This window comes from Streptomyces sp. NWU339, from assembly GCF_003143855.1.
In the GTDB taxonomy this organism is placed as follows: Bacteria; Actinomycetota; Actinomycetes; order Streptomycetales; family Streptomycetaceae; genus Streptomyces.
In genome coordinates this window covers 1-16680 of record NZ_QFRK01000042.1, presented here as the reverse complement: position 1 = coordinate 16680, position 16680 = coordinate 1, and the positions used below count along the sequence as shown (strand labels likewise).

Sequence of the window (16680 nt, the reverse complement as noted above, 5' to 3'; positions counted from 1 at the left end):
TCCTCTACAACAGAGGCACCACACCGCGCACGGAGGGCCCGATGAGCCGATACCCGCACCTGCTGACCCCCCTCGACCTGGGCTTCACGACCCTGCCCAACCGCGTCCTCATGGGGTCCATGCACATAGGCCTCGAGGAGGCCGAGGGCGGCTTCGCGCGCATGGCCGAGTTCTACGCCGCCCGTGCCCGCGGCGGCGTGGGCCTCATCGTCACCGGTGGCATCGCACCCAATGACGAGGGGCGGGCCTTCGAGGGCGGCGCGAAGCTCACCACCGACGCGGAGGCCGAGCAGCACCGGACCGTCACCGAGGCCGTGCACCGCGAGGGCGGGCGGATCGCCCTGCAGATCCTGCACTTCGGCCGGTACGCCTACCACCAGGACCTGGTCGCCCCCAGCCCGCTCCAGGCGCCGATCAGCCCCTTCGCACCCCGCGAACTCACCGACGCCGAGGTCGAGCGCACCGTCGACGACTACGTCCGCGCCGCCCGCCTCGCCCGGCAGGCCGGCTACGACGGCGTCGAGATCATGGGCTCCGAGGGTTATCTGATCAACGAGTTCATCGTCGAGCAGACCAACCGGCGCACGGACCGCTGGGGCGGCTCGTACGAGAACCGGACGCGCTTCCCCCTCGAGATCGTCCGCCGGGTGCGCGAGGCGGTCGGTGAGGACTTCATCCTCATCTACCGGCTCTCCATGCTGGACCTCGTCCCCGGCGGCTCGACCCTGGACGAGGTGATCGAACTGGCCCGCGCCGTCGAGGCGGCCGGCGCCACGATCATCAACACCGGCATCGGCTGGCACGAGGCCCGCATCCCCACCATCGCCACCTCGGTACCCCGCGGTGCGTACACCTGGGTGACGAAGCGGCTCATGGGAGAGGTCTCGGTCCCCCTCGTCACCACCAACCGCATCAACACCCCCGAACTCGCCGAGGAACTGCTCGCCGAGGGACACGCCGACATGGTGTCGATGGCCCGCCCGATGCTCGCCGACCCCGATTTCGTCGCCAAGGCCGCGGACGGCCGGTCCGAGGCGATCAACACCTGTATCGGCTGCAACCAGGCCTGCCTGGATCACACCTTCAGCGGACAGATCACCTCCTGCCTGGTCAATCCGCGTGCCTGCCACGAGACCGAACTGGTGCTGTCACCGACCAGGCACCGCAAGCGCGTCGCGGTCGTCGGCGCCGGTCCGGCCGGACTCGCCTGCGCCGTCAGCGCCGCCGAACGCGGCCACGACGTCACCCTGTTCGACGCCGCGAACGAGATCGGCGGCCAGCTCAACGTCGCGCGGAAGGTCCCCGGCAAGCAGGAGTTCGACGAGACCCTGCGCTACTTCCGTACCCGGCTCGCCGAACTGGCCGTGGACGTACGCCTGGACACCCTGGTCACGGCCGACGACGTCGCCGGCCACGACGAGGTCGTCGTCGCCACCGGCGTCAGCCCGCGCGTGCCCGACCTCCCCGGCATCGACCACCCGAGCGTGCTCGGCTACCTCGACGTGCTGCGCGACGGCGCCCCCGTCGGCGACCGGGTCGCGATCCTCGGCGCGGGCGGCATCGGCTTCGACGTCGCCGAGTTCCTCACCGACGGCGGCGACAAGGCGCACGAGCACCCCGAGACGTACTTCCGTCAGTGGGGCGTCGACATGGACCACCGCACGCCCGGCGGTCTCACCGCACCCCAGTGGCCCGCCCCGCCGCGCACCGTCCACCTGCTCCAGCGCAAGACGTCCAAGGTCGGCGCGGGACTCGGCAAGACCACCGGCTGGATCCACCGCACCGAACTCCGCCACCGCGGCGTCACCATGGTCCCCGGGGTGCGCTACGACCGCATCGACGACGCCGGTCTGCATGTCACCGTCGACGGCGAGAGCACCATTCTGGAGGTGGACACGATCGTCCTGTGCACCGGCCAGGAACCGCGCCGCGACCTGTACGAGGAACTGGTCGCCGCCGGGCACGCCGTCCACCTGATCGGCGGTGCCGACCTGGCCGCCGAACTGGACGCCAAACGCGCCATCAAGCAGGGTACGGAGCTGGCGGCGGCCCTGTAGAGCGGCGGATCCCGTCCCTAGGATCGATCCCATGTCACTCCCGCACGCCATCCTCACCGCCCTGCTCGAGAAACCGTCGTCCGGGCTGGAGCTGACCCGGCGCTTCGACAAGTCGATCGGCTACTTCTGGTCCGCGACGCATCAGCAGATCTACCGCGAGCTGGGGAAACTGGAGGCCGAGGGTCTGATCCGGGCACTGTCCGCCGAACAGCCCGCCCGCGGGCAGAAGAAGTCCTACGAGGTCCTGCCGGCGGGCCGCACCGAACTGGCCCGCTGGGCCTCCGCCTCGCAGGACCCCAAACCGCTCCGCGACGCGCTGTTGCTGCGGCTGAGGGCGGCGGCGGTGGTCGGCACCGAGGGGCTCGAGGCCGATTTTCGGCGCCATCTGGAGCTGCATGAAAGGCAGTTGGCGGAGTACAAGGACATCGAGCAGCGCGACTTCCCGCCCGGCAGGGACGGCAGGGAGGACCGGCTCCGACATCTGGTGCTGCGGGCCGGCATCGACCTGGAGACCTTCTGGACCCGGTGGCTCGAGCACGCGCTGACGGAGTTCGCGGAGCTGCCGGACACCGAGCGGGCAGAGCGGAGCGAGCGGACCGGGCGGGCCGAGCCGACCGGCTCGCCGGGCTCCGTCCCCACGGATCCGTCCGACTCCGGGCGTGCGGAACCGGACGGATCGGGCTCCGGAGGGAAGTGACGCCGGCCGCCCGACCGGAGCGCGTCGGACGTGATGGCGGCCGGCGCCGTCTCAGAGGCGGTTCGGCTTGCCGCGCCGCCGCAGGTACCAGACCGTGGCGAGGAGGCCGGTGCCGACCAGCGCGCCGCCGGCCACCAGTGTCACCGTGCCGTAGTCCGTGGAGCCGCCGCCGACGCCGCCCAGCACCCCGCGGGTCGGCGGGGATGGGTCGGAGACCGCCGGGCGGGGAGCGGGATCGGCGACGACGACGGACTGCGTGCCCGCGGTGGTCCCGTTCGAGCACATCACGATCACCGTGTGGGTTCCCGAGCGGACGTCCGACCAGGCGGCGGACTGTCCCGAGCCGGTCCCGGACAGCGCCACCTGGCGGCCCTGGGAGAAGTTCGACTGGCTGCCGTCGAGCAGCGAGGCGGTGCCCCAGCTGCCGTTGAGCTGGGCGCACGCGGTGGTGGTGACGGAGACCGTCGAGCCGGTGGTGCTCACGGAGATTCCGGGGCCCGAGGCGGCCGGGCCCGCCAGGGTCAGGGGCAGCGCGGCGGCGGCTGCCACGGTCAGACCGGAACGGAGCAGTGGCTTCGAATAGCGCATGTGAACTGCCTTCCGGCGGCACGGCCGGCGGTACATCCCTTGCGCCGCCGAGGATCGGGGAACGCCCGTGCTGCCACGGGCCCAGCCAATGCGCACCCGCCCCGCGGCGCATTCCGGCCGCCGCCGGGCAGGTGACGACTGCCGTCGCCCGGACGGAGAGGGGCTCAGCGGCGCGAGCCCGTCGTCACCGTGCGCTCCGCCGAGAAACCGCCCCAGGTCCCGTCCGGCAGCTTGGCCCGGATCCGCACCCGATGGGTGACCCCCGCCTCCTCGCCCGCGTAGAAGCTGTACGTCGCCCGGTCGCGCGGCGCGTCCCCTCCGTAGACGAGTGAGGTGGCCGCGCGGCCGTCCAGCCGCACCTCGTACTCGGTGATCACCCCGTCCACGCGCGGCGGCACCCAGCTGAGGTCGATGTGGTAAGCACCCTCGGAGCGGTGACTCGTGGCGCGGAAACCGGTGGGCGCCGTGGCGCGGCCGTCGTCACGGCCCGGGGTGGTGAGGCGGACGGGGGCGCCGGCGGGGGAGAGATTGTCGGCGGCGTCCCGAGCCCGGACGGTGAAGGTGTAACGGGTGCCCGGCCGCAGCCCCGTCACCACGGTGGCGGTCTGGCCCCCGCCGACGCTGTGGATCTTCGTCTCTCCCTGGTACACCTCGTACGAGAGCACGCCCCGGTCGTCCGTCGAGGCCGACCAGGACAGCTGCACCGCCCGGCTGCCGGCCGCTGTGCCGCGGACGTCCGTGGGGCGGCTGGGCGCGGACCGGTCGGCCGCCGCGGCCGCGGGTGTCGTCGCCCGGACCTCCCGGCTGCGCGGTCCGAGCCGTCCGTCCGTGTCCCGCGCCCGCACGGTGAAGGCGTACGTGGTGGCGGGCCGGAGCCTGGTGACATCCACCATGTGTTCGGAACCGGGTACTTCCTTGACCTTTGTGGCGCCCCGATACACCTCGTACCGGCTCACCTCGGCGCCCGCGGCGGTGACGGTGTTCCACATGACATGCACGCTGGTGGCGCTGCCGGCCTCGGCCGTGACACCCGTCGGAGCCCCGGGCGGCCGTTCACCGTCGTTCCCACTGCCGTTCCCACCGCAGGAGACGATCAACAGGAGCCCACCGCAGAGCGTGCCACGGAGCACCCCGCGCAGCGCGTCACGTCGGCACGGGGGCACGGCAACAGGAACGCCTCGCACGGCTCTGCCTCCCGAAGGGCACAGGAAACGGTGAAATGGTCCGTACCAATATGGCGTGGCTGACGCGGTCACATCAAGAGGGTGTGGCGGGGTCCCTGTGAGGGGGCCGGAGGTGCGTCGTACGGTCCTGTCTCGGTGGCCGCGGCACCACTCCGGGATGAGATTGGCCGAGTGCTCGGCAGTGTCCCCTACGAGAGGCCCACACACCGTGAACCCTGTCCAGGCGCTCATACCGGCCGTGGCCGGCGTCTCCCTGTTCGCCCCGGCGACGCTCCACGCCACCTCGTCCCAAACCCGCACGGAGCAACCGGTCGTGCAGCAGGAGAACGCCGTCGGCGCTGACAGCGCCGTCAGCGCCGACGACCTGCTGGCCGAGGTGCGTGACTGCACCCCCGCCTCCCACGGCAACTACCGGAGCGACCAGGATGCCCGCGCCACCATCCCGGTGTGCGGCACTCGCGACGTCGTGTTCTGGGAGGCCGACATGGACATCGACTGCGACGGACAGCCCGGTGTTCGCTGCAACACCCGTACCGACCCGCACTTCTCCGCCACCACCGCCTTCACGCAGTCCGACGGCCGCCCCCTGAAATCCGAGACCCTGCCCTTCGTGGTGGTGCCGGCGCCGAGCACGCTCTGGGACTACCGGGCGCACGGTGTCCGAGGCGGCTCGGTGGTGGCCGTCGTGTACCGCGACCGGGTGCAGTACGCGGTCGTCGGCGACACCGGCCCCGCGGGCATCATCGGCGAGGCGTCCTACGCGACGGCCGAAGCGCTCGGTATCGATCCCGACCCGCAGGGCGGCGGCACCTCCTCCGGTGTCACCTACATCGTGTTCAGGGACAGCCGGGTGACCCCCGTCGAGGACCGCCGGGCGGCGGTGACGACGGGGGAGAAGCTCGCCCGGCAGTTCGTGAACGGCGACCAGTGAACGGCGACTGCGCCGGAGCCCGACCCTCACACCTTCCGATACGTGTACGCGTCCGCCGCTGCGGCCTCCACCGCCGCGAGGTCCGCTCCCGTCGCCGCCGTGACCACCGCGGCCACCGCTCCCTCCACGAACGGCGCGTCCACCAGTCGGGTGTGCTCCGGAAGTTCGTCGCCCTCGGCGAGCAGCGCCTTCACGGTGAGCACCGCGCTGCCCAGATCGGCCAGGACGGCGACCCCGGCGCCGCCGTCGACGGACGCCGCCGCGGCGGCGACGAGTTCGGCGCTCGTACCGAGACCTCCGTCCTCCGTGCCGCCCGCCGGGGAGACGGCCACCGCGGTACCGGCGCCGGCCAGGCCCGTCGCCAGCTCGGCGACCGAGGCCGCCACCTGCGCGCTGTGCGACACCAGGACGATCCCCACCAGCTTTCCGTCACTCACCGGCTGCCTCCGCGGCTCCGGCGGAGCCGGAGGCATCGGCGAGGCCGGCGATCAGCAGCGCCGCCGACGTGGCCCCGGGATCCTGGTGCCCGATGCTCCGCTCGCCCAGGTAACTGGCCCTCCCCTTGCGGGCCCGCAACGGCGTCGTGGCCACCGCGCCCTCCTCGGCGGCGGCCCGCGCCGCGGCGAAGGAATCGCCGAGCGCGTCGACCGCGGGCACCAGGGCGTCGATCATCGTCTTGTCGCCCGGCGCCGCGCCCCCGAGCTGCCGGACCGCGTCCACTCCGGTGCGCAGCGCCTCGGCCAATTGCTGCCTGCTCACCTCGGTGGCCTCCCCGAGAGCCTTGCCGGTGCGGCGCAGCAGTGTCCCGTACAGGGGCCCGGACGCGCCGCCCACGCTCGAGATGAGCAGGCGCCCGGACCGGGTCAGGACCGCGCCGGGCGTGGCGGGCGGCTCCTTCTCCAGCGCGGCCCGCACCGCGGTGAACCCGCGCTGGAGGTTGTTGCCGTGGTCGGCGTCCCCGATGGGCGAGTCGAGGGCGGTGAGCCGCTCCGCCTCACGGTCGACGGACGCGGCGGTCACCGTCATCCAACGGCGGAAGAATTCGGCGTCGAGCACTGGAACTCCTTGTGAGATAGGCACTGTGAACCGATACCCCGGTGTCCGTCAGGCGCCCCAGCGCAGTCCCGGGGTGTTCACCGGTGCGTCCCACAGCCGCAGCAGCTCCTCGTCGATCTGACACAGGGTGACCGAGGCACCGGCCATGTCGAGCGACGTCACGTAGTTGCCGACGAGGACCCGGGCGACGGGGACACCACGCTCGCCGAACACCCGCTGCACCTCGGCGTTGAAGCCGTACAGCTCCAGCAGCGGGGTCGCGCCCATGCCGTTGACCAGGACCAGGACCGGATTGCGGGGGGTGAGGTCCTGGAGAATCGCGTCGACGGCGGCCTCGGCGATCTCGCGCGAGGTCATCATCGGCCGCCGCTCCCGGCCCGGCTCGCCGTGGATGCCGATGCCCAACTCCAGCTCACCGGACGGCAGATCGAAGGTGGGGCTGCCCTTGGCGGGCGTGGTGACGGCGCTCAGGGCCACGCCGAAACTGCGGGAGTTCTCATTGACCTGACGGGCCACGGCCTCCACCCGCTCCAGTGGCTGCCCCTCCTCGGCCGCCGCGCCCGCGATCTTCTCCACGAACAGCGTCGCCCCGGTGCCGCGCCGGCCGGCGGTGTAGAGGCTGTCGGTCACCGCGACGTCGTCGTTGACCAGTACTTTCGCGACCTGGACGCCCTCGTCCTCGGCGAGTTCGGCGGCCATGTCGAAGTTGAGCACGTCACCGGTGTAGTTCTTCACGACGAACAGCACCCCGGCCCCGCTGTCCACGGCCGCCGCCGCCCGCACCATCTGGTCGGGCACGGGGGAGGTGAACACCTCGCCGGGACAGGCCGCCGAGAGCATCCCGGGCCCCACGAACCCGCCGTGCAGCGGCTCGTGCCCCGATCCGCCGCCGGAGACCAGACCCACCTTCCCGGCCACGGGAGCGTCCCGCCGGACGATCACCCGGTTCTCCACATCCACCGCGAGTTCGGGATGAGCCGCCGCCATCCCACGCAACGCGTCCGCGACCACGGTCTCCGGCACATTGATCAGCATCTTCACGGGTGCCTCCTAGGGAGCTTAGTAGGTGGGTTTTCCATCTGTGTTTTTGCTGGTCAGACTAGGTAGGGGGAGTTCTCGATCTTGACGGTCCGTGGCGGTCGTGAGCGGGTTCTGGCGGTACTGATGCTGACTTAATGCTGACTTCGGTGACGGCCCGTCAGGTCTGCTGGGTGGTCGGATGCGGGCCGGCTGGAGTCCTCTTGTCTGAAGTATTGACCTTGCAGGAGCGAAGGTCACGTACGCGAGCGCTCAGGTGTGCCCGGGCGGTGGGGCGGACCGCGATGAGGACGGGGCCCGCGCGGCCGACGCGGAGGTGCCGGGGAGAGGCTCCGTCGTGAAAATCAGGAAGAGAACGCCCGAGTCCCTTGGTGACCCGGTGTGCGGAGACCTCGGCTCCGACGGTCCCGGCAGCTCATCGGAACCGAAGTGCTTCCCTTATCGGTCCGGCCTGTACCTCACCGAGTCCTTCGCCGGGCTCGGCATGGACCGGGTGCACGACGGCTCGCCCCGGCACCGTCGGGTGGCCGACGTCCTTGACGTGATGCCGGCCGAGCCGCACGGCGGTCCTGCTCGGCCGGCGGAGTCCTTCCGCGGGCTCATCGACCACCGGATGAGTCCCGCCGACGCCCTCACCAAGGGGCCGAACCGGCCGACCGCGCTACGCCGGCCTGATCTTGTTCCGCTTTGACGGACACCATCGGTGTGGTGGTCAGGCCACCAAGCCGGCCTCGTAGCCGGCGGGGCTGCGGTAGCCGAGGCTGCTGTGCAGCCGGTGCAAGTTGTACCAGCCCTCGATCCACTCGAAGACCGCGGTGTGGGCGGCGGCCCGGCTGGGCCAGGGGCGGTCGCCGAACAGTTCGCTCTTCAAGGTGGCGAAGAACGACTCGGCCAGGGCGTTGTCCCAGCACCGGCCGGTGCGGCCGACCGACAACCGGACACCCAACTCACCTGCCAGGAAGGTGAATTCACGGCTGGTGTACTGGCAGCCGCGGTCGGAGTGGAAGATCACCGACCCGGCGGGGCGGCGTCGGCGGCAGGCAGATTGCAGCGCCTCGGCAACCAGCTCGGTGCGCAAATGGTCGGCGGTGGCCCAGCCGACCACGCGCCGGGAGGCGATGTCGATGACGGTGGCCAGATACAGCCGGCCCTCGCCGGTGGGAGGTAGGTGATGTCGCCGCACCAGCGGGCGTCGGTCGTGGTCGGGTCGGGCCGGAAAGCGCGCGGGACCAGGTCCGGGCGGCTGGCCGCGTGCGGGGCGGGGATCGTGGTGCGGTGCCGTCGTCTGCGGTGCCGGCCGGCGAGCCCGGCGGCCCGCATCAGCCGGGCGATGCGTCTGCGGCCGCAGGCCGTGCCCTCACGCCGGAGGACGGCGTGGATGCGCGGGGCTCCGTAGATGCCACGGGACCGGGCGTGGACGGCGGTGATCTGCTCGGTCAGCTCCGCGTCCTGCACGGCCCGGGGGCCGGGCTCGCCGGTGCGGCGGGCGTGGAAGGCGGCACGGGAGACCTTCAGCAGCTCACAGGCGCGTTTGAGCCGTGGCCTGCCTGCTTCTCCGCCTCGATGAACGGATGCACCGTCACCGGGTCTCCGTCGCGAAGAAAGCCGTGGCCCGCTTGAGGACCTCCCCGTCCTCCCGCAGCCGGCGGTTCTCCCGCCGCAGCCGGGCCAGCTCCTCGCGCTCACCGCTGGTCAGGCCGTCGCGCTCGCCGGCGTCGACCTCGGCCTGCCTGACCCGGTCGCGCACCGCGGTCTCGGTCAGGTCGAAGCCCTTGGCGACCTGGCCGATGGAGCGGTCACCACGTCGGCACAGCTCGACGATCTCGGTCTTGAACTCCGGCGTGAACGAGCGGCGAGGACGCGGCTTCTTCTTCCTCGTGCTCTCCATGGTGGACATCCTTCCGGGGACTCAACCCCTGATCTCAGATGCCCGCCAAAGCGGATCAAGCCCAGGGGTGGCCCGGTCGTCGTGGGTGATCAGGTCGTGTTCCACCAGGACCTTGATGGTGGAACCGGTGCCCTGGTCGTGGTGCCCGGTCCCGCGCCAACGGATCTGGAACTCCGTACGGCCCACCAGGTCGGGTACGACCGGTTCGTGGTACGCGTCGATCGCGCGCCACTCGGAGGCGGGAGTGCGGTTCCAGTTCCCCGAGGCGCCCGCAGCGCGCTGCGCGGCCTCCCGCGCCCGGTCCTCCTCGAAGATGGTCTTCAGGTAGAACTGCTGACGCGGGTTCAGCGCCTTCCAGAGCTCGGCGTAGTCGGTGGCCACGGTCCTTCCTTCCTGGGCGTCGCCGGCGTCGGACGACAGCGTGGTGGTGACGGCTCCGTCGAGACGGTTGGCCGCGTCCTTGGCCTGACCGTCGCAGGCCCGGATCGTCCCGCCTTCGGCGTCGGTGATCGTGTGCGTGGCGGGCTCTCCACAGGCGTTGCCGAGCCGGTCGTAGTCCCAGGACCTGGCGCAGTTTGGGTCGGTGCACCAAGTGCGGCCGCCGGTCCCGCGCAGCGTGTTGCCGTGTACCGGGCACACGCCCCAGTAGACCTCGCGGGCCGCGTTCTTGAGAACCAGCAGGATCGCGGCGATGATGAGCACGACACTACGGTCACGGGTGGTGGTCGCGGTTGCGGTGCTTCCGTGCTGTACAGCAACCTCCAGGAACTCGTGGGTCTGCCTCAGGAGAAGCCCCTCGCTTCCGGTGAGCAGAAATGACCGGCACGGTGTCGGCTGGATCTGGCATGTTTATCTGTTCGCCTGACGGCGGGCCCTGCTCCCCAGCATGTTCCTGCCCGAGAGGCCTCCGATGTGCGCTGCTCATGAGCCCCTGCACTGTGCCGCCGCCAACCTCGTCACCGCGGTTCTTGATGCGCTGGCCGAGAAGGGAGGCGGACCGCGCTTCGTCCTTCAGCGGGACTATCGCTCCTGGAAGGGTTCCCAACAGGAGGTCTTTCTGGGCCACGAGCACGAACTGTGGCAGCACCCGGTCGAGTTCTCCTCCAGTGACTGGTGGTGCAGCCTCCCCGAGTACCAAGCCTTGCGCGCGGTCGTTGACGACCACGAGGTGCTCTGCACCCGGCTGGATACCCTGGTCGGGTTCCCCTCCAGCCTCGTCCGCCGCCAACTCGACACTGTCGTGGTTCAGTACCTGCTGACTCCCGTGGTGGAGGCGACTCGTGCATATCGCTTCGATCGTGACGCCTTCGAAGCCGCTTACGCCGCTGTGGAGGCTGGGCTTCTTACCGAGACCGTGCGCCTGGTCGAGTACGTGCCTCTCCTCGGCCTCGACATGTCTCCGTCTCTGGCGGGCGCCTCTCTTCCGGACGGGCTGACCATACGGCCGATGAGCGATGTGGAGCTGTCCGAGGCCGTGCGGGTGATGGGCATCCCCATCGGCCAGTTCACCAGTACGAATTCCTTCATCCTCTCGCGCCTCCACCAAAACGCCCTTGTCCTCGAACGCGACTTTCCCGTGCACAGCGGTAGCGACCAGCACCCGGACGCCGCAACGCCCTCGCCGTTCGACGACGCCGCCCGTCGCATGCTCACCGCCCTGCGCGTCGTGTGCGGCGGCTCGGTCACCTACGGCCGCCCCATGCGCCTGCAGGACCAGGAAGACTTCGATGCCCACCGCTATGCCTCCGCCATCCTTACCGCGGTCCATCATCCCACCGAGGGCCGTCCCACCCTCCTCGTTGACCGGGCCAAGGTGGAGGAACTGCACGAGGTGTACGCGCTCCTGAGCGACCCCCGCATTCTGCGCATGCGGTTCCTGCAAAACGCCCTGCGCCGCCTGGTCATGGCCGGCAGCCGCGTCCTTCCCGAGGACCGCCTCATCGACCTGTGCATCACCGCGGAGTCCCTGTTCATACAGCACCCGGGGCTCCCCCCGGACACAGAACAAGCGCGAACACCTCGTCGCCGGCGCGAAGGCACTCCTGACTGGCGACCCGGAACTGGCCACCGAGGACCGACACATCGAGCAACTGGTCCGGGACGCCTACCGGCGCCGCAACACCGAGATGCACGGTGATGTCGCGGAAACCGAACCCCTGTACCTCCTCGACGGCTCCACGACCCACGACCTACGCGCCCTGGTCGACGACCTCGAACGTCTGCTGCGCCACGCCGCCCGCCTCTTCCTGATCCGGACTACCGCTCCCGGAAGCGGACCTGGGCGACCACCAGGCCCATGACCACCTCGGTTTCTGGCGGTCGGCTGCGGTGGCTGCTGTACTCCGCTGCTGTACAGCAACGGCTCCGGTGGCCCTTTGCCTCTCAGACAATCACCTCGGGCGAGAACCAGGGCAAACGACCCTCGGTCGCCACCGTCTACCGCATCCTCGCCGAGGACATCGGCAAACGGCACCTCATGAAGCCCCTGACGATGCCCAGTCATATGAGAAAGACTGGCGGGCACTTCCGACATGCGATCTTGAGAGAGTTCCTGTGACCAGCGAGAACCGCCCCTTGGCGTCACCAGCAGACCTTGCTCGTCTGAAGTAGCACTTCGACAGCGCGACGCCTCCGGCACCGCCGACGCCTACGGCACGACCACCCCGTCCGTCTGGACTGTCTGGCAACGCGCTCTACGAGTACGCGCACATGGGGAAGGTTCGATCGAGCGCCAGTCTTCGCGAGGGCGCTGGTGATCCCGACCTTTTCGACCGTTTGGCGGATATAGCGGAGCCTGAGAACTGGGACGGGCGGGAGGCAGACTCAGCGAGCGGCAACCGCATCCTGCGCAATTACATCCGATGGACGTTCGAGCGCGCACACCAGCAGGGCAAGATCTCGACGAGCAGTGATGGGTCCTACTCCGCCTTCAATACAGGACTGGCAACTGCGCGGCAGGAGACGATCTACGGGCTCTTCCGACGTAACGACCGGCCCGACAGCCAGCCGTGGGTTTTCGTCGACTGGCGTCTGGAGAGCAAGCGCGACTTCATGGATCACTTCCCGCCCTCCCTGCGTCCCGACTTCGTGACCTACACCGACAACCCAGCAGACTACATCTACGACTGGCGTCGGGAACTCGTTGTCAGCGTGGACCACATCCTCGACGACCAGGGAAACCTTGCCCGATTTCCCGCAACACTCCAGGGAAACCCCCACCTTGCACGCATGGCGTTGAAGGGGGCCATCGATGGAGCGGAGGACCGAGTTCGCCGCAACTACAAGGCAGCAGTGCCCACCTGGTACCCGGCACAGGACACGGTTCAGCTTCTGCTCCCGCTGTCACTCCTCGACGCCAGCGTGGTGGACCTCGCGCTGGTGGCCTCCCGGCAAGGGGAGTTCTACCGTGGCCACACGGTTCTCACCACCGCCATGGCATACAACAACGCCCGGCTGCTGGCTCGTCCCGACAGCGACTGGCTGCAACCCGCTGCTGACGAAGAAGCTCCGTCGTAGCGAAGCCTGGCCACAGCTTCCACGGGAACGGCCCAGGACTGTGCAACATCCCGCGAGTTCGCCGTGCCCCTCGGCTCCCCGGCATGGGGCCTGACCAGGCACCTCGTCGCCCTCGGCCCGTGCGTCCGTGGAGGGATCATGATGGTTCTTCAGGAATCCCGAAGGCCCATCATGATCTGTGCGGATCCATCGCTCCCGTCTGCCGGGCTGACCTGCGGCAACGAGAGAGGAAAGCCGGGACGAACCCACGGGATGTCGCATGTGCCGTGCGGATGGCCTGGGCGGTGATGTCCCGGCCGCGTACCCGGATGCCCAGGTCGGCGGCCGTGGCGTCCTGGGCCTGGATAGCGAAGACCCGGCGGACGACCGCCTCGGCAGAGGCCTCCCGTGCTCCGCCGGCCAGGGCCTGCGCACAGGCCCGCAGCCTGCGGAGGCATTCGTGGTCAGGCATCGGGCTGTGCCTCTCATCCAGCGTGGTCAGGAGACGGCCTTGTCGAGGACGCGGGCGAGTTCGGCGGGCGCGGACAGCATCGGCCAGTGCCCGGTGGGCAGGTCGAGGCGCCGCCACGGCGGCTGGTTCAGGTAGGCCAGCATCGGCACCCCGGTTTCCAGCAGCCCCGTGAAGTCACGGCAGGCGATCAGGACACGGTCCACACCGGGACCGGGCTCGGCCGGGCCGGCGAGACGCTGGGTGAAAGTGCCGAACGGCTGAGGGGTGGCACGCGTGCGCAGAGCGTTCCGCTGGCCCTCATCGAGCCCGTCGAGGCTGCTGGACAAGCCCAGGACCTCAAAGGGCGGCATCGGTAGCCGCCACCCGTCGCCGGAAGCGTCGACCTGCTGGCGCAGCTGGTCCGCTGCCTGCGGTGGCATGAGGTCGAGCATGCACATGCCTGCGGCGAACGGGGCGCTGTCCACGTAGATCACGCGCTCCAGCCGGTCGTCGAGACGTCCGGCTGCCCCGGTCACCGGGGCAGCCGCGTAGCTGTGGGCGACCAGCGTGACGTCGCGCAGATCGTTCCGCTCGACGAAGCCGGTGATGTCCGCGATGTGCGTGTCCAGGTCCGTCTCGGGTCCGCCCTGGTCTGCGTGCTCGGCCAGGCCCGTCAGTGTCAGCGGCAGCGCCGTGTGGCCGCGCTCGCGCAGCGCGCGGGCGGTGTCTTCCCAGGCCCACGCCCCGAGCCAGGCGCCGGGAACGAGTACGAAGGTGGTCATGTGATCTCCCAGAAGTAGGTGCTGCGGGGAGCGTAAGGTCGATACAGGACAGATTCCGCCCTGAAATGCCGAGTGATCCATGTCGCATCCCCTCACCCGTGTGCTGACCCTGCTGGAACTCCTCCAGTCCAACGTCCGGCTCACCGGGGCGGAGCTGGCCGACCGCCTGGACACCGACGTCCGCACCGTGCGCCGCTACACGGCTCACCTTCGCGACTTGGGCATCCCCGTGGAGGCCGAACGCGGCCGCTACGGCGGCTACCGACTGGCCCGCGGCTACCGCATGCCACCTCTGGTCCTCACCAATGACGAGGCCCTCGCCGTCGTCCTTGGCCTGCTCGCGGCAGAACGTCTGGGCATGGGCACTGCCGCGCCGGCCAGTGCCGGTGCCTTGGCCAAGATCGAGCGGGTGCTTCCGCACGCCCTGCGCGAACCGCTCGCCGCCATGCGGGAGACCCTGTCCTTCACCGCCCACGCCGTGATCGGGCAGGCACCCGGAACCGGCGTCCTGCTGGCACTGGCCCAGGCCTCCCGCGCCCACACGACTGTCGGTATCAGCCACCAGTCCTGGCGCCAGGAACACACCGAACGCGACATCGACCCATACGGCGTGGTCTTCCACACCGGCCGCTGGTACGTCGTCGGCCACGACCACCTCCGCGACAGCCTGCGTACCTTCCGCATCGACCGCATCGCCTCTGTCACCTCCCGAGCCGACAGCTTCACCGCACCCGACGGCTTCGACCCCGTGGCCCACCTGACCTCGACCCTCGCTCAGGGGCCCTACCGCTGGCAGGTCGAGGTGACGATCCATGGCCCCCTCGATGAGATCGCTCGCCGGCTACCTCGCTCAGCGGTGACCCTCACCGCCCAGCCCACCGGCGTTCTCATGCACGCACGGGCAGAACGGCTGGACGGCATGGCCCACATGCTCGCCTCCCTGGAGTGGCCCTTCACCATCCACCATCCCGACGAACTACGGCAGGCGCTCAAGGATCTGGCCGCCCAGCTCACCGCAGCCGCCCAGCGGGGACCGGAAGAACTGCCGCAGTAAATGCCGGATTTACTGCGGCAGAGTCCTTACCGTGATCATCGCGACCTGCGGCGGGCTCTCCGGCTGCCGCAGGTGAGGTATACGCATTTACTGCGGCAGCACTGGAAGGGCAGGGCAGGCGTGACGATCGAACCGGTGACCGAACTTGGGAGCGGGGGCGCGCTCCGTCTGCCGCGCGCCCGGGTCGTGCCCCTGTCCGCCCCGCCGCCGTCATACACCGCGGCAGTCGAGCGGTACCTCACTGGTGCGGGCATCGCGAAGTCCTCGGCGCGGATCTACCGGATCTCGCTGACGACGTGGGGGTGGATGCTCGCCGGCGAGCCTGCGCCGACGGGGCCCGCCCGCCGGGGCGCGAAGCCGCCCCAGTTCCCTGTCGCCGCGATCGACGACCCGGCGCTTCCGGAGGTGCTCGCCGAACTGGCGGCGGCGCGGGCGGACGAGATGGACGCCGACACCGTCAACCGCGAACTGTCCATCACGCGCAAAGCGATCTGCCGGTGGCAACGCCAGGGCTGGATCGAAGCCGACCCAACGATCGGCATCGAGCGGCGGCCGGCGCCGCCCGACCGCACCAAGGCCCTGGCAGAGAACCAGATCGCCGCCCTGTGGCGCCTGGATGTCGCCCTGCGGGAGAAGACGTTCTGGAAGCTCCTTTACGAAAGTGCCGCACGGGCCGACGAGGTGCTGTGCCTGAACGTGGAAGACCTGCACCCGCAGGACAAACGCGGCAGGATCACCGCCAAGGGCGGGGCGACCGAGTGGATTCACTGGCAGTCCGGCACCGCCCAGCTGCTGCCCCGCCTCATCGCCCGCCGCACCCGCGGCCCGCTGTTCCTCACCGACCGCAAGGCCCCGGCCGGGACACCGACGCTGGACGTGTGCCCCGAGACCGGACGGGCCCGGCTCTCCTACCGCCGGGCCGAGGAGATCTTCGAAGAGAACACCCGACTGCTGGCCAACCCGCTCGCCTCACCCGAGGACATCGAGAACCTGGACGGCTTCACGCTGTACCGGCTCCGCCACAGCGCACTCACCCACGACGCCGAGAACGGCACCTCGACCCCGATGCTGCTGGCCCGCGCCCGCCACGCCTCCGTCCGCCCCCTGGAGCGATACGCCCGCCCCGGCGTCGACGCGGTCGCCCGACACGTCGCCGGACGCGACCCCGCTGCACGCCGCCGTACGTAAATCCGAGCGGATCAGGGCTTCAAGATCATCCCGTTGCCCCTTTGGCGCGTATCTCGGAACCGGCGCGAATCGCATCTGACGCGAACTGGAGGCATCTTGCGCCGCGCTGGCCGGTCAGGCGCCAGGAAGTCGCTGATCAGCGGATAGAGGGCTCACCGCATGCCTGCCGAGACGGTAGCGGACGGGCCGGACCCGTGTCGTTCCGCTTCACTCAATCGGATGGCTGACCTGTCGTTCCTCTCCGAGCCCCGCATCTGATGCGAGATTCTCG

The 16680-nt window shown here is 70.1% G+C and carries 17 protein-coding genes and 2 pseudogenes; 9 read left to right on the top strand and 10 right to left on the bottom strand.

Features of this window, described 5'->3' with window-relative positions; translation table 11 throughout:
• The first annotated feature begins 41 nt into the window (after nt 1-41).
• Together DIZ27_RS33485 and DIZ27_RS33480 are read left to right on the top strand one after the other, a co-directional pair.
• Nucleotides 42-2057: an NADPH-dependent 2,4-dienoyl-CoA reductase gene (locus DIZ27_RS33485; protein ID WP_109382173.1), complete on the top strand. Its 2016-nt coding sequence runs from the start codon at nt 42-44 to the stop codon at nt 2055-2057.
• Between the two features lie 31 nt (nt 2058-2088).
• Nucleotides 2089-2637, top strand: a pseudogene (locus DIZ27_RS33480) (PadR family transcriptional regulator); the annotation flags it as partial.
• Between the two features lie 168 nt (nt 2638-2805).
• Here the strand turns inward: DIZ27_RS33480 and DIZ27_RS33475 are convergent.
• Complete coding sequence (locus DIZ27_RS33475) at nt 2806-3342, bottom strand: hypothetical protein (protein WP_109382171.1); 537 nt, start codon at nt 3340-3342, stop codon at nt 2806-2808.
• A 164-nt stretch (nt 3343-3506) separates the two neighbouring features.
• Nucleotides 3507-4526 carry a fibronectin type III domain-containing protein gene (locus DIZ27_RS33470; protein ID WP_109382170.1) on the bottom strand — a complete coding sequence of 340 codons (1020 nt, stop codon included), beginning with the start codon at nt 4524-4526 and terminating at the stop codon, nt 3507-3509.
• 208 nt (nt 4527-4734) lie between these two features.
• On the opposite strand from DIZ27_RS33470, the gene DIZ27_RS33465 reads away from it, so the two are divergent.
• Nucleotides 4735-5457 carry a glycoside hydrolase family 75 protein gene (locus tag DIZ27_RS33465; RefSeq protein ID WP_258308659.1) on the top strand — a complete coding sequence of 241 codons (723 nt, stop codon included), beginning with the start codon at nt 4735-4737 and terminating at the stop codon, nt 5455-5457.
• A 26-nt stretch (nt 5458-5483) separates the two neighbouring features.
• Here DIZ27_RS33465 and DIZ27_RS33460 read toward each other — a convergent pair whose 3' ends face one another.
• Genes DIZ27_RS33460 through dhaK form a run of 3 tightly spaced genes read right to left on the bottom strand, consistent with a single transcriptional unit; the run spans nt 5484 to nt 7554 of the window.
• Nucleotides 5484-5894, bottom strand: a complete 411-nt coding sequence (locus tag DIZ27_RS33460) for a PTS-dependent dihydroxyacetone kinase phosphotransferase subunit DhaM (protein ID WP_109382168.1) — start codon at nt 5892-5894, stop codon at nt 5484-5486.
• On the bottom strand, nt 5887-6513 hold the full coding sequence (gene dhaL, locus DIZ27_RS33455; protein ID WP_109382167.1) for a dihydroxyacetone kinase subunit DhaL: 627 nt from the start codon (nt 6511-6513) through the stop codon (nt 5887-5889). Before dhaL ends, DIZ27_RS33460 begins: the two co-directional genes overlap by 8 nt.
• A gap of 48 nt (nt 6514-6561) precedes the next feature.
• On the bottom strand, nt 6562-7554 hold the full coding sequence (dhaK, locus tag DIZ27_RS33450) for a dihydroxyacetone kinase subunit DhaK (protein ID WP_109382166.1): 993 nt from the start codon (nt 7552-7554) through the stop codon (nt 6562-6564).
• A gap of 334 nt (nt 7555-7888) precedes the next feature.
• On the opposite strand from dhaK, the gene DIZ27_RS33445 reads away from it, so the two are divergent.
• Complete coding sequence (locus DIZ27_RS33445) at nt 7889-8242, top strand: hypothetical protein (RefSeq protein ID WP_146229041.1); 354 nt, start codon at nt 7889-7891, stop codon at nt 8240-8242.
• A gap of 21 nt (nt 8243-8263) precedes the next feature.
• Here the strand turns inward: DIZ27_RS33445 and DIZ27_RS33440 are convergent, their stop codons facing one another.
• From DIZ27_RS33440 to DIZ27_RS33425, 4 genes and pseudogenes are all read right to left on the bottom strand, one after another.
• The gene (locus DIZ27_RS33440) at nt 8264-8734 is read right to left on the bottom strand and encodes an IS3 family transposase (RefSeq protein WP_181383813.1); all 471 of its coding nucleotides are present in this window, start codon (nt 8732-8734) and stop codon (nt 8264-8266) included.
• Nucleotides 8735-8841: 107 nt separating this feature from the next.
• Nucleotides 8842-9006, bottom strand: a pseudogene (locus tag DIZ27_RS48925) (IS3 family transposase); the annotation flags it as partial.
• Nucleotides 9007-9130: 124 nt separating this feature from the next.
• Entirely contained in the window at nt 9131-9439 is a 309-nt protein-coding gene (locus DIZ27_RS33430) for a transposase (RefSeq protein WP_181383812.1), read from the bottom strand.
• A gap of 21 nt (nt 9440-9460) precedes the next feature.
• Nucleotides 9461-10141, bottom strand: a complete 681-nt coding sequence (locus DIZ27_RS33425) for a hypothetical protein (RefSeq protein ID WP_109382161.1) — start codon at nt 10139-10141, stop codon at nt 9461-9463.
• A 184-nt stretch (nt 10142-10325) separates the two neighbouring features.
• Here DIZ27_RS33425 and DIZ27_RS33420 point away from each other — a divergent pair, with 184 nt between their 5' ends.
• The 3 genes from DIZ27_RS33420 to DIZ27_RS33410 all read left to right on the top strand — a co-directional run bounded on the left by DIZ27_RS33420 (nt 10326) and on the right by DIZ27_RS33410 (nt 12955).
• The gene (locus DIZ27_RS33420) at nt 10326-11576 is read left to right on the top strand and encodes a hypothetical protein (RefSeq protein ID WP_109382160.1); all 1251 of its coding nucleotides are present in this window, start codon (nt 10326-10328) and stop codon (nt 11574-11576) included.
• A 159-nt stretch (nt 11577-11735) separates the two neighbouring features.
• Nucleotides 11736-11996 carry a hypothetical protein gene (locus DIZ27_RS33415; RefSeq protein WP_109382159.1) on the top strand — a complete coding sequence of 87 codons (261 nt, stop codon included), beginning with the start codon at nt 11736-11738 and terminating at the stop codon, nt 11994-11996.
• A 152-nt stretch (nt 11997-12148) separates the two neighbouring features.
• Nucleotides 12149-12955 (top strand): DUF3825 domain-containing protein, encoded by an 807-nt coding sequence (locus DIZ27_RS33410; protein ID WP_109382158.1) that lies wholly within the window; start codon nt 12149-12151, stop codon nt 12953-12955.
• 477 nt (nt 12956-13432) lie between these two features.
• Here the strand turns inward: DIZ27_RS33410 and DIZ27_RS33400 are convergent, their stop codons facing one another.
• Complete coding sequence (locus DIZ27_RS33400; RefSeq protein ID WP_109382157.1) at nt 13433-14167, bottom strand: alpha/beta fold hydrolase; 735 nt, start codon at nt 14165-14167, stop codon at nt 13433-13435.
• A gap of 79 nt (nt 14168-14246) precedes the next feature.
• Between DIZ27_RS33400 and DIZ27_RS33395 the strand changes: the two genes are divergently transcribed.
• Together DIZ27_RS33395 and DIZ27_RS47685 are read left to right on the top strand one after the other, a co-directional pair.
• Complete coding sequence (locus tag DIZ27_RS33395) at nt 14247-15221, top strand: YafY family protein (protein WP_109382156.1); 975 nt, start codon at nt 14247-14249, stop codon at nt 15219-15221.
• A 135-nt stretch (nt 15222-15356) separates the two neighbouring features.
• Complete coding sequence (locus tag DIZ27_RS47685; protein WP_258308658.1) at nt 15357-16409, top strand: site-specific integrase; 1053 nt, start codon at nt 15357-15359, stop codon at nt 16407-16409.
• The last annotated feature ends 271 nt before the right edge of the window (nt 16410-16680 follow it).

Excerpts from the sequence above, each read along its gene's own strand:
- DIZ27_RS33485 (WP_109382173.1), top strand. The coding sequence starts at position 42 with ATGAGCCGATACCCGCACCTGCTGACCCCCCTCGACCTGGGCTTCACG.
- DIZ27_RS33475 (WP_109382171.1), bottom strand. The coding sequence starts at position 3,342 with ATGCGCTATTCGAAGCCACTGCTCCGTTCCGGTCTGACCGTGGCAGCC.
- DIZ27_RS33430 (WP_181383812.1), bottom strand. The coding sequence starts at position 9,439 with ATGGAGAGCACGAGGAAGAAGAAGCCGCGTCCTCGCCGCTCGTTCACG.
- DIZ27_RS33420 (WP_109382160.1), top strand. The coding sequence starts at position 10,326 with ATGTTCCTGCCCGAGAGGCCTCCGATGTGCGCTGCTCATGAGCCCCTG.
- DIZ27_RS33415 (WP_109382159.1), top strand. The coding sequence starts at position 11,736 with ATGACCACCTCGGTTTCTGGCGGTCGGCTGCGGTGGCTGCTGTACTCC.
- DIZ27_RS33410 (WP_109382158.1), top strand. The coding sequence starts at position 12,149 with ATGGGGAAGGTTCGATCGAGCGCCAGTCTTCGCGAGGGCGCTGGTGAT.
- DIZ27_RS33400 (WP_109382157.1), bottom strand. The coding sequence starts at position 14,167 with ATGACCACCTTCGTACTCGTTCCCGGCGCCTGGCTCGGGGCGTGGGCC.
- DIZ27_RS33395 (WP_109382156.1), top strand. The coding sequence starts at position 14,247 with ATGTCGCATCCCCTCACCCGTGTGCTGACCCTGCTGGAACTCCTCCAG.